Consider the following 11,610-nt stretch of genomic DNA (forward strand, 5'->3'; position numbering starts at 1 on the left):
GTTAATCTGTGTTAATCTGCCCTCATCTACGGTTTGAAAAAGATAATTTCTCTGGCCGGTGCATCAGTTTTGAGATTGTGAGTTTGTAGCAAAAATGTCTTCATGGGGTGACCCACCATTTACCAATCTGTACCTCAATCAGTCCCTAATTTCTATATTACCGAGATTTATCAGGATTTCTGTCACTGCAGAACTGTCCAAAGGTTTAGAAAACCAATATCCCTGAGCTAATTCGCAGTCTAGTTCTCGAAGCTGTGATAACTGTTCGGCTGTTTCTACACCTTCGGCGATCGCATTTAATCCTAAATTGTGAGCCAAAGTTACGATCGCCCGCACAATCTGCAAAGGCTGACCCCCGTCGTCACCGTTTTCGACAGCCCCCAAGCGGCTCACAAAAGATCGATCGATCTTCAGTGTATCCAGCGGAAAACGGTGCAAGTAACTTAAAGACGAATAGCCTGTACCGAAATCGTCGATCGACAATCGAATATTTCTACCTTTTAATTCGGCTAGCACAATATTGGCTTTCTTGACATTTTCCACGATCGCGCTTTCAGTAATCTCCAATTTTAAACAGCTCGGATCGCAGCCAGTTTCTGCTAAAATGTCATCTATTTCATCGATTAAATTCGGGAAACCTAACTGTTTAGGAGAAAGATTGACGCTCATTGTTAATTGCGAAGGATCAATAATGGGTAATTTAAAATTCGGAATTGGTACCTGGGAAGTTGTACTTAATGTAGCCGAAGTATTGGTAATTGGGAATTGGGAATTGGTAATAGAGGAGTGGAAATCGGTAATCGGGAATTGGTAACTGGGAATTGGTAATTTTTTACCGATTCTTTCTTCCCTGTGACCAATACTGGGGCTACGATCAGTAAAAGTTCCGTGTTCCTCATGCCCTGTATCTGTTACATCAGTTAAATCCCCTACATTGCCCGTTGCCCTTTTCTCTGTGGTTACCCGGATCGAAGTCGAAGCGCCTTCTTCCTTCTGGTTACGCTGAGCGACTCGCCCTGAGTGCAGCCGAAAGGAGTCAAAGGGCTTTGTTCCGACTTCCATTGGACTTCTTCCCTGTTCCTCGGTTAACATTTCTTGCCAAATCCGCAATTGCTGACAAGCTTCCCGCAACACCCAGGCTCCCAGAGGCACGATCAAACCTGTTTCTTCAGCTACAGGGATAAAAGTAGACGGCGGAACTAGACCCCGAACTGGGTGGTGCCAGCGCACCAAGGCCTCAAAACCTTCGAGCGCACCGCTGGCGAGCGAAACAATCGGTTGGTAGTGCACAATAAAGTGCGAACGTTGATCCTTGCTCTCTCCTAATTCCTCCTTGCCCAAAATAGCCAACCGCAGGTCAGTTTCTAACTGCAACAGCGACATAGTTTGGTCGTGCATCGCCAAATTAAACACTTCGTGGCGGGCCTTACCCAAAGCTTTAGCGCGGTACATAGCGATGTCAGCATCGCGTAGGAATTCTTCCGGGTGAGTGTACGAATTTAATTCGCCACTGGCGGTGGCTTCGCCTCGACTGAAAACAATGCCAATGCTAGCAGTGGTAAATACTTCGTGCCCTTCGAGATGAAACGGCTTCGTCAGTTCTGTTTGTATCTTTTTAGCTGCGAGGGTGGCGTCGCTGAGGCTCTGAATGTGGTCTAGCAGGATGGTGAATTCGTCTCCCCCCAGTCGGGCGACGGTATCAGAAACCCGGACGCAGGTTTGCAGTCGCTGGGCGAGGGCAATTAGCAGTTTGTCTCCTAAAACGTGTCCTAAAGAATCATTAACTACTTTGAAGCGGTCTAAATCTAGGAAAAGTAAACCAAATTTGTAATCGGGGGACTGATTGGATCGGCGGATGGCTTGTCCTAGCCTGTCGATGAACAAAACCCGGTTGGGCAAACCCGTCAGCGCATCGTGAAAAGCGCCGTGCAGCAGTTGCCGTTCTACTCGCTTGCGCTCGGTGACATCTCGGATAATAATCTGGCCGGCCGTCGAGCCTTGATAAATAGCGGGGATGCCGGCCATTTCAACGTCTATTATTTGTCCGTCGAGCCGCATCAGTTTTTGTTCGGCAAGGTCGAGTGGCTGATTTTCTATCTCGACTAGCCGAATGCGCTCTGTGGCTATTTCCACATAGTTTGGATGGACGAAATGCAATATGGGAAAGCCAATCAGCGCTTCGGGAGAGCTCGCACCGAGGAGTTTCGCGCCGGCAGCATTGATGTAGGCGATTTTCCCTTGACTGTGAACGGCGATCGCTTCGGGAGATAGTTCTACTAAACGGCGATAGCGTTCTTCACTTTCTTTGAGAGATACTATTAACTCGCATCGCTCTTTTTCAGCTTGCTGGCGTTCGAGTTCCATTTGGTGAACCGCCAGAATTTTCCCAATACTTTGAGCCATCAATTCTATAATTTCTATTTCCTCGTACTTGAACTTTCTTTTCTTGATTTCTGGCGAACTAAAACTCAAAGTGCCGTAAGTTTTATTGTTAACAAATATCGGCGTTCCAATGTAAGATTCCGCCTTGCAGTTCTGATAAGCAGGATGTCCGCGCATCTCAATATCTGCTCCTATATGAGAATACGCAACTGTTTTGTTAAGTTTAATGACTGCGGCGCAGTAAGTATCGCTGAGGTTCAATTCTAAACCTCGCACGAAGTATTCCAACTCTGTTTTAGCTGCTCGAACAATAAAAGTCTCGTTGTCAACTTCAGCCATGATGCCCCTTGAAAGTCCAAACATCAAACAGCCTGCTGTTAGATAATCGTCAACCAGTTCTTCAAAGTTTTGATAATGATAAGTTGTAATCCGGTGCAAGTGTTTGAGATTAGCGCTAAAAGCTGCTAAAGCTTGAGAATTTAAAAATAATTCTTCTTCCGAGCGCTGGCGGTCGGTAATGTCTGTTTGTACTCCAATAAAGTGGGTTAAGTGTCGCCGCGAGTTGTAAACCGGAGCGATCGACAGTTCGTGCCAAAAAGGCGTGCCGTCTTTCCGAAAGTTGCGTAATATAACTTGAGCTTCTCTGCCTTCTTCAATCGCAATTCGCAATTCTTTGGCAGCGGGGCTGTCAGTGTCTGTACCCTGTAAAAATCGGCAATTTTTGCCTATTAACTCGTCTCTGCTATAACCCGTAATCCGCTCAAAACTGGGATTGACATAAATAATCGGATTATCTGCAACGGTTGCGTCGGTGATTGCAATGCCGTTGCTGCAACTTTCGATCGCCCGTTCCATCATTTGCAAACGCTCTTGCGAGCGAATCCGCTCGATCGCCGCAGCTAACACGTTGGCGATCGCTTCTACAAAATAAACGTCATCTTGAGTGAAAACCCGCCCTTGGCTGGTATGAACCCCCAAAATGCCCCAGGCCGGCGAGGAGGAACTGTTGGCTGGTTCTGCTTGTCCCCAGTTCCTCCCCAGTCCCCGATTGCCGGGAATAATTACAGTAACGCCACTGACAGCCCGGTGGTTGTGCAGTAGCGGCAACTCGCTAAAGCGCGTTTCCACCCGCAAATCTTCGACGATTGTCGGTTCGCCCACTAGCAATGTGTAACCTGCTTGCGATCGGGCAGAAGCGGCAACAGTAGCGCTGCCGACGAGGCCCGGCTGCCAGCCAACCCCCGCTCGCAGCATAAAAGCATGACCAGAGGGCAACAGTTCTAACACCTGGCAATAATCAACGTCCAGGGTTTGAGCAATTAAAACCGCAGCTTTGTCCATCAGTGCGGACAAATCTGTTTCGGCCAGGGCCTGCTGCCCCAAGTAAGCGACGGCCGCTTGCTGGCGGGCCCGCGAGTGGATTGACGTGAGCAATTCCTGCTCCTTCGCGGCGGCTCGTTTCCGATCCGTAATGTCGGTGAACACCGACAGAACAGCTTTCCCCGACACCAATGTCAGATACCGCATCGATACACTCGCCCAAAACAGGGTGCCGTCAGCTTTTTTAAGCCGGACTTCTGTCTCGCGGACGTGTCCGTTGCGGGCGAGCCGCAACAGCAATTCCTGGCGCTCTGCAGGCTTGTGGTAGAGCATTTCGGCTTTTTGGCGGTCGATCGACTTGAATCCTGTGAACCCGAAAGCCTGACGACATAAATCGTTACTATAAATAATTGTGCCGTCCGCCAGACTGCTCACGATCAGGGGTATTGGCATCGAGTTGGCGATCGTCAGCAGTAATTCTTTGGTTCCTTGCAGCTCTTTGTACAAGTCTGGCTTGGAGGCCCAGCCGTGACAGTTTTCAGAGTTTTCAGGGATAAAACTTTCCATTGTTTAATCGATCCATTAGCAGGACAACTTTTTTAAACTTGTGGTCAATCAATACTGCGGACGGTTTTTAATTAGCACTCGTAGAATAAAGGTTTCAAGGCGATTCGCCAATCGAGCTACCAACGGACAATCAAGGGTTTCAAACTACGAACTAAAAACAGTCCAGATTATTGGTAAATGACGATTTCAGATGCAGAGGAGGATCTACAGTAGCCTACAACACATTAATCTTAACCAGAACTATGCAACTGAAGGCCCCTAAACTGCTCGGCTGAAGTTTGATACGCTGCTCTCCCGTTAAAGACCACATCTGTCTTTGGTATGACAATCTACTGTTTTTAAAGTTGCGTTAAGTTTTGATGTATGGCGAGGTACTTTACCCAATGTGCAGCGGAAGCTCCTAATCTAAAAAGTAAAGTCACCTACACACAACCACCGAATACTATCCGAGGAGAGAGGAGAAATGCTTGAATCTTACCGCCGTACGGCTGCCGAACGGGCAGCTTTGGGAATTCCACCCCTGCCGCTAGACGCCCAGCAAACGTCGGAACTGTGTGAACTGCTGAAAAATCCGCCGGCACAAGAAGAAGAAACCTTAATAGAATTATTGCGCGATCGCGTCCCCCCAGGCGTAGACAGCGCCGCCTACGTCAAAGCTGGTTTTTTAACTGGCATTGCTAAAGGCGAAATCCACAGCCCCCTAATTGCTCCCAAATGGGCAGTTTACCTGCTGGGGACAATGATGGGCGGTTACAACGTCCAATCTTTAATCGATTTGCTCAACCCCACTGCCGAAATCGCCATTCCCGCCACCGCCGCCCGGGCACTGAGCAAAACGTTGTTAGTATTCGACGCTTTCCACGACGTTATAGCTTTGTCTGATACAAATCCCTACGCCAAGCAGGTAGTCGATTCTTGGGCGGATGCCGAATGGTTTACAGGCCGTCCTGTATTGCCAGAAGCGATTACCGTTACAGTCTTCAAAGTTCCTGGAGAAACCAATACTGACGACTTGTCGCCTGCACCTCATGCTACCACGCGGCCGGACATTCCCCTACACGCTTTGGCGATGCTCGAAAGTAAGATGCCAGGAGCTTTGCAAACCATTGCCGACTTGAAGCAAAAAGGTCATCCCGTAGCCTATGTTGGTGATGTTGTCGGTACTGGTTCGTCACGGAAATCGGCGATTAATTCCGTGCTCTGGCACATTGGCAATGATATTCCGTTTGTGCCGAACAAGCGCAGTGGCGGTTATATTTTAGGAAGTGCGATCGCCCCGATCTTCTTCAATACCGCTGAAGATTCCGGCGCATTGCCGATCGAATGTGATGTCTCCCAAATGGAAACAGGAATGGTAATTACCATCCATCCATACAAAGGCGAAATCACCAACGAAGCCGGAGAAATGATCTCCACCTTCACCCTCAAACCTGACACAATTCTAGACGAAGTTCGCGCAGGTGGCCGAATTCCGCTATTAATTGGACGAACTTTAACCGACAAAACCCGCGTAGCTTTAGGACTAGAACCTAGCACTATTTTTACCCGTCCTACAATCCCAGTGGATACGGGAAAAGGCTTCACTTTAGCACAAAAAATGGTAGGCAAAGCTTGCGGTTTGTCCGGCGTTCGCCCCGGTACATCTTGCGAACCAGTCATGACAACAGTCGGCTCGCAAGATACCACCGGGCCAATGACTCGCGACGAATTGAAAGAACTTGCTTGTTTGGGATTTAGCGCCGATTTGGTTATTCAAAGTTTCTGCCACACCGCCGCTTATCCAAAACCAGTTGATGTCAAAACTCACCATGAATTGCCCGATTTCATGGCAGAGCGCGCCGGCATAGCTTTGCGCCCCGGAGACGGCATTATTCACTCTTGGCTGAACCGGATGTTATTGCCAGATACAGTGGGAACTGGCGGCGATTCTCACACTCGTTTCCCTTTAGGGATTTCATTTCCTGCGGGTTCGGGATTGGTGGCATTTGCTGCTGCCTTGGGCGTCATGCCTTTGGATATGCCGGAATCAGTTTTAGTGCGGTTTAAAGGTGAATTGCAGCCGGGAGTAACGCTGCGGGATGTTGTGAATGCCATTCCCTATGTAGCAATTCAAAAAGGTTTGCTAACCGTCGCGAAACAGAACAAGAAAAACATCTTTTCTGGGCGGATTATGGAGATTGAAGGTTTGCCCGATTTGAAGGTTGAGCAGGCTTTTGAATTGACCGATGCGACTGCAGAGCGTTCTTGCGCCGGATGCACGATTAAATTGAGCGTGGAGACTGTTTCCGAGTACATTCGTTCCAATGTCGCACTGCTGAAAAACATGGTAGCGCGGGGCTATCAAGATGCGCGGACGATGATGCGCCGGGTGGCTAAGATGGAGGAATGGCTGGCAAATCCGGTGCTGATGGAGGCTGATGCTGATGCGGAATACGTTGAAATCATCGAAATCGATCTGAACGAGATTACAGAACCCATTGTGGCTGCTCCCAATGACCCGGATAATGTTAAGTTGTTGAGTGAGGTTGCGGGCGATCGGGTTGACGAAGTATTTGTCGGTTCTTGCATGACAAATATCGGTCACTACCGCGCCACAGCGAAGGTGTTGGAAGGTGCAGGGGAAGTGAAAACTCGCCTGTGGATTTGTCCGCCAACTCGCATGGACGAACAGCAACTCAAAGAAGAAGGTTATTACAGCATTTTTGGAGCCGCTGGAGCGCGTACAGAAATGCCTGGTTGCAGTCTTTGTATGGGCAATCAAGCGCGGGTTAAAGATGCGACAACGGTTTTTTCAACTTCAACTCGTAACTTTAACAACCGCATGGGCAAAGATGCACAAGTTTATCTCGGTTCTGCGGAATTGGCTGCCGTTTGTTCGCTGTTAGGTCGAATCCCCACAGTCCAAGAATACAATGACATTGTGTCGAAGAGAATCGATCCTTTTGCTGGTGATTTGTATCGGTATTTGAATTTCGATCAAATTGCTGGTTTTGAGGATGAAGGACGAGTTATTGCTTTGGAAGATATGCCTCGAATTGAGGATATTTTGGGGATTCCAGATGGTGTATTGAGCAAGTAAAAAGCGGGGCGGGCGCTCGCCCGCCCTGTGTTTATAATATGAGTAAATGAGAGAAAGGAAAAAAGTAATTATGTCGGAACAAGTTTTAAGCAGCGAAAGCCAAGGAACCGTAAAATCCGCCCCCGAAACTCCTACGGTTGCAGACAAAGAAACCGATCGCCCATTAAGCCAGCCGATCGCGGAATTCCTCCGCGTAATTCAGCAAACTCCCAGAGAATATTGGCCGAATTTACTTCAGATGATGCGCTTATTTCTGGAAACGGTGACAGTAAAGCCCGTATGGTCCGAGCCTCCCCAGACATCTGAGAAAATAGACATTACTAAACTGTCGCTGGAGGAACGGATACAAAGAAATAAAGGTGCAATTGAATTAATCAATTCATGGATTGAGGAGGGAGATGAACAAGAACAAACAGAAACCGCTGAATATCTCCGTAAAGCTTTAGATGAAGACCGCCTTTCTAATCGGCCCTTATTCCCATGAGTAGAGTAATAATTCTCGACTCTGGCCCATTAGGAATGGTAACAAACCCTAAAGCATCCTCTGCTGAAATTCAAGAGTGCAAAGTTTGGCTAAACTCTTTAATGCGGAGGGGCGAAATAATAATTCTGCCTGAAATTGCTGACTACGAAGTGCGACGGGAGTTGATCCGCGCAGGTAAATTAGCAGGTATTCAACGGCTTGATGAATTGAAATTACAACTTACATACCGTCCTTTGACTACAGAGGTAATGCTTCTAGCGGCTCAGTTGTGGGCGCAAGCGAGAATGAGAGGAAGACCAACCGCAGAAGCCAATGCACTTGACGGGGATGTGATTTTGGCGGCTCAAGCAATATTGGATGCAAGTGAAGGCAATGATGTGGTAATTGCTACAACAAATGTGGGGCATTTGTCGCAATTTGTTGATGCTCGCGAGTGGCGGCTAATTCAGTAATGTTTAAATCGATCGCACTTACCCAATCCCTGCTATACTTTCAACTACAGATATTTTTACAGACACCGTTAGCGAGATAAACAGCATGGTGGAAACAGTGGACACAAGCGAAAAAATTGACGATCGCACACAAACCCGCTACTGGGGTCAAGTTACAGTCATAGACGCGGGCGATCGTTATAAGATCAATCGCATTGAAGTCAAGCCGGGGCATCACATCAGCACCCAAATGCACTATCACCGCAGCGAGCACTGGGTTGTCGTCTCCGGTACCGCTAAAGTTATCTGCGACGACAAAGAGACGATTCTCATGCAGAAACAGTCAACCTACGTTCCCATGAATACTGCTCACCGCGTAGAAAATCCAGGCGTTATTCCCCTGGTGATGATTGAAATCCAAAATGGTGAATACCTCGGCGATGATGACATTATCCGCTTCGCCCAAGATGCTCACGAGCAAGATTGATCCTAGATCCAAATATGAACCAATCGTAGACGCCAGGGAAAAGCTTCGCACACCCAACAATGACCTACGCTACGCAGCGACCGGAAACAAGATAAATCCTACAATTAAAAATTTAGGGGCAATTTCAGAATTGCCCCTAGATTATTATATTAAATTGGTTAATCACCCGAATTTGATATAGCAATTGGCGATCGTCCTACGGCAAAGAAGCGTTTTTCAAATCTACATTTGCCATATTGGCATTCTTTAAATTAGCACCTGTCAAGTCCGAACCGTTCAAATTAGCACCGGTCAAATTAGCACCGGTCAAATTAGCATCCCGCAAGTTGACTCCCTGTACGTCTATTCCCGCCAAACTGCCACCTCTGAGGCTGACATTAGATAAATTCGCTACCGACTGGCGAGCATTTCTCAGGTTTGCACCCGCCAAATTGGCGCTTTCTAAATTAGCGCCGATTAAATTAGCGCTGGTGAGGTTGGTATTTTTCAAACTCGCAATCACTAAACCCGCCAAACTCAGATTAGCGCGGCTCAAATCAGCACCCTCCAAATTAGCCCCGTGCATTTTAGCCGCAATTAAACTCGCACCTTGCAATTTAGCTTGTTTCAGATTTGCTTCATTCAGTTTGGCTTCGTTCAAATTTGCACCGTTCAAATTTGCACCGCTCAGATTCGCACCGCTCAAATCTGCGCCCGTCAAATCAATACCAGCAAGCTCCGCTCCTGTCAAGTCACATTGGGTACATTTTTTAGTTTCTAATAATTGTTTGACGTGGGATACGTTTTCTGCCTTTACTCCCGATGCCAAACCGATCGCAATCAGCAGCCCTGTTGTTGTTAAAATTCCAAGTTTCATATACCCACCCTCAGCAATATCTCTCTCTTAATAATATCCCACATCATTAAAGAGGTTAGGGTGATCAGTCTCTTTGATAAACTGTGACAATCATCACCCTATTGTGCACAAACTATGCAATAATTATTGACGTTTCAACTCCCAAAAATTATTGTAACGAATTATTGCTTTTTCAGGAACCAAAAAGGAAAAGATTGCGTCGGTTCGAGACGGACGCCGGTGATGCTGTTCTGAGCAAAAGTATAGTCCTTATCCTGCCAAAGAGGGATGAAAGGTACATCTTTACCCAGTATGTCTTGAATTTCGGCAAACAGGGCTTTGCGGGTTTGGGGATTTGCTTCTTTTCGTTGCTTGTCGATCAGTTCATTTACCCGATCGCTATAATAAAACGAACCCTGACTTTGACTTGCACCCTTGGAGCAGCCCCCAGCCTCCGAACCTGTGGCACAATCTAAAAACGGCTGAATGTAATTGTCAGCGTCAAAAAAGTCGGCCGACCAATCCACTAAAACCGCTGGATAAATGCCCTTCTCTATGTTTTGAAACAAAGTCGGAGATTCAACGCTGTTAATTTCTACCTGCATTATCCCGTCCATTTTGAGTTTAGTTTGGGCCTCGATCGTACTCGCGACTAAAGCTCTTTTTCTTGAAGCCGAAGCATGCCAAATTTGCAGAACAAAAGGATTTGTGGCCGAGTATCCCGCTTTCGTTAAAAGTTCCTTGGCTTTGGCCGTGTTGGCGTCGCCGTACAGTTCTTTGAAAACCGGTTTTTGAACGTCCAAGGTTGTAGGAATCAGACTGTAAAGCGGTTGTGCTTGTCCCAGCAGTACGCGCTCGTTAATCAAGGGGCGATCCATCACTGCTGCGATGGCCTGTCTCACTTCTAACTTGTCCAGCGGTTTAGACTGCATATTCAGCGTCATGTAATTAACCGTACTGCTTTCCCCCGCGATTTCCTGCCATTTCCCTTTTTTTGCTCCCTCATCCAAGCTGCGAACTTGGTCTGCATCCAGAGACAAATAAGCCACATCAACTGCACCAGTCTGAAAAGTATTGAACAAATTTGACGAACTAGAAAGCAGCAAAATGTCAATTCCTTGATTAACCGGCTTTTCCCCCCAATACTTGTCAAAGACATCAAACTTGAGAGAATCGCTGCCGTACTTCGCCAGCTTGTAACGTCCAGTTCCCACAAAGGTATCGGGTTTAAATTTACCCTGTCCAATCTCGTATGCTTTCGGAGAAACCGCACACATACCCGAAAATGTCAACAGGGAAGGAAAAGCAGCAAAAGGCTTTTTGAGTTGAAAAGTTAATTCGTATTCGCCCGTCGCTTTCACGGATTCTACTGCATCGCTCAACAACAAAGCCGGACTGCCGCCATTTTGGATAAACCGTTGCAAGGAAAATTCCATTGCGGCGGCGTTAAACGGTGTGTCGTCGTGAAAAATAACGCCTTGACGCAAGGGGATTGTATATGTCAATCCGTCTTGGCTAACTTTTGGCATCGCTGTCGCTAAGTGGGGGATTAACTCTGTAGTTCCCGACTTGTAGGCGTAGAGAGTGTCGCCCAAATTGCGTAGCAATTGTCCAGATAAGGTTTCGTAACCGTCCGCAGGGTCGATCGTCCGCAATTTCAAAGTTGTGCCAATAGTAACGCGGTTATTAGCATTTTCGCCGCTCGCAGTGACCGATGGACGTGTTCTTTGTCCACAACTTGCAGTTAACAAGCAGCAAAGACAGAACAGAGCTATCGCTTTAATCACTGAAGGTTTTATATGTATTCTAGGCTGCTGCTTGTTAATTCCCATCGTCTTTTTTTGACACTCCAAATTATTGATTATATTATCAGGACTTACGCACTATTAGACTAGAAACCGGATTTATTGATAGATTCTCCTTTGACACTCCCTGGCCTGAAGGCACAGGGATTGTTAGGGTCGAGGGGAGTATTACTACTCCACCCCTCCCATCCGAAACCGTGCTTGCGACTTTCACCGCACA

General features: G+C 47.3%; 7 protein-coding genes. 4 read left to right on the plus strand and 3 right to left on the minus strand.

Annotated elements, in window-relative coordinates; translation table 11 throughout:
• Nucleotides 1-138: 138 nt before the first annotated feature.
• Nucleotides 139-4,269, minus strand: coding sequence for an EAL domain-containing protein (locus QUB10_RS12140; RefSeq protein WP_333202380.1), 4,131 nt, complete (start codon nt 4,267-4,269; stop codon nt 139-141).
• Nucleotides 4,270-4,732: 463 nt separating this feature from the next.
• On the opposite strand from QUB10_RS12140, the gene acnB reads away from it, so the two are divergent.
• From acnB to QUB10_RS12160, 4 genes are all read left to right on the plus strand, one after another.
• A complete protein-coding gene (gene acnB, locus QUB10_RS12145; RefSeq protein WP_333202382.1) occupies nt 4,733-7,348 on the plus strand; it encodes a bifunctional aconitate hydratase 2/2-methylisocitrate dehydratase in 2,616 nt (871 codons plus the stop codon).
• 70 nt (nt 7,349-7,418) lie between these two features.
• Nucleotides 7,419-7,832, plus strand: coding sequence for a hypothetical protein (locus QUB10_RS12150; RefSeq protein ID WP_333202384.1), 414 nt, complete (start codon nt 7,419-7,421; stop codon nt 7,830-7,832).
• Nucleotides 7,829-8,284 (plus strand): nucleic acid-binding protein, encoded by a 456-nt coding sequence (locus tag QUB10_RS12155; protein ID WP_333202385.1) that lies wholly within the window; start codon nt 7,829-7,831, stop codon nt 8,282-8,284. The genes QUB10_RS12150 and QUB10_RS12155 overlap by 4 nt, the downstream gene beginning before the upstream one ends.
• An 85-nt stretch (nt 8,285-8,369) precedes the next feature.
• Complete coding sequence (locus QUB10_RS12160) at nt 8,370-8,750, plus strand: cupin domain-containing protein (RefSeq protein ID WP_445300758.1); 381 nt, start codon at nt 8,370-8,372, stop codon at nt 8,748-8,750.
• Nucleotides 8,751-8,946: 196 nt separating this feature from the next.
• Here the strand turns inward: QUB10_RS12160 and QUB10_RS12165 are convergent, their stop codons facing one another.
• Together QUB10_RS12165 and QUB10_RS12170 are read right to left on the minus strand one after the other, a co-directional pair.
• Complete coding sequence (locus QUB10_RS12165) at nt 8,947-9,606, minus strand: pentapeptide repeat-containing protein (RefSeq protein ID WP_333202387.1); 660 nt, start codon at nt 9,604-9,606, stop codon at nt 8,947-8,949.
• 161 nt (nt 9,607-9,767) lie between these two features.
• The gene (locus tag QUB10_RS12170; protein WP_333202389.1) at nt 9,768-11,417 is read right to left on the minus strand and encodes an ABC transporter substrate-binding protein; all 1,650 of its coding nucleotides are present in this window, start codon (nt 11,415-11,417) and stop codon (nt 9,768-9,770) included.
• Between the last annotated feature and the right edge of the window lie 193 nt (nt 11,418-11,610).

The sequence above is a fragment of the Microcoleus sp. B5-D4 genome (genome assembly GCF_036705145.1).
In the GTDB taxonomy this organism is placed as follows: domain Bacteria; phylum Cyanobacteriota; class Cyanobacteriia; order Cyanobacteriales; family Microcoleaceae; genus Microcoleus.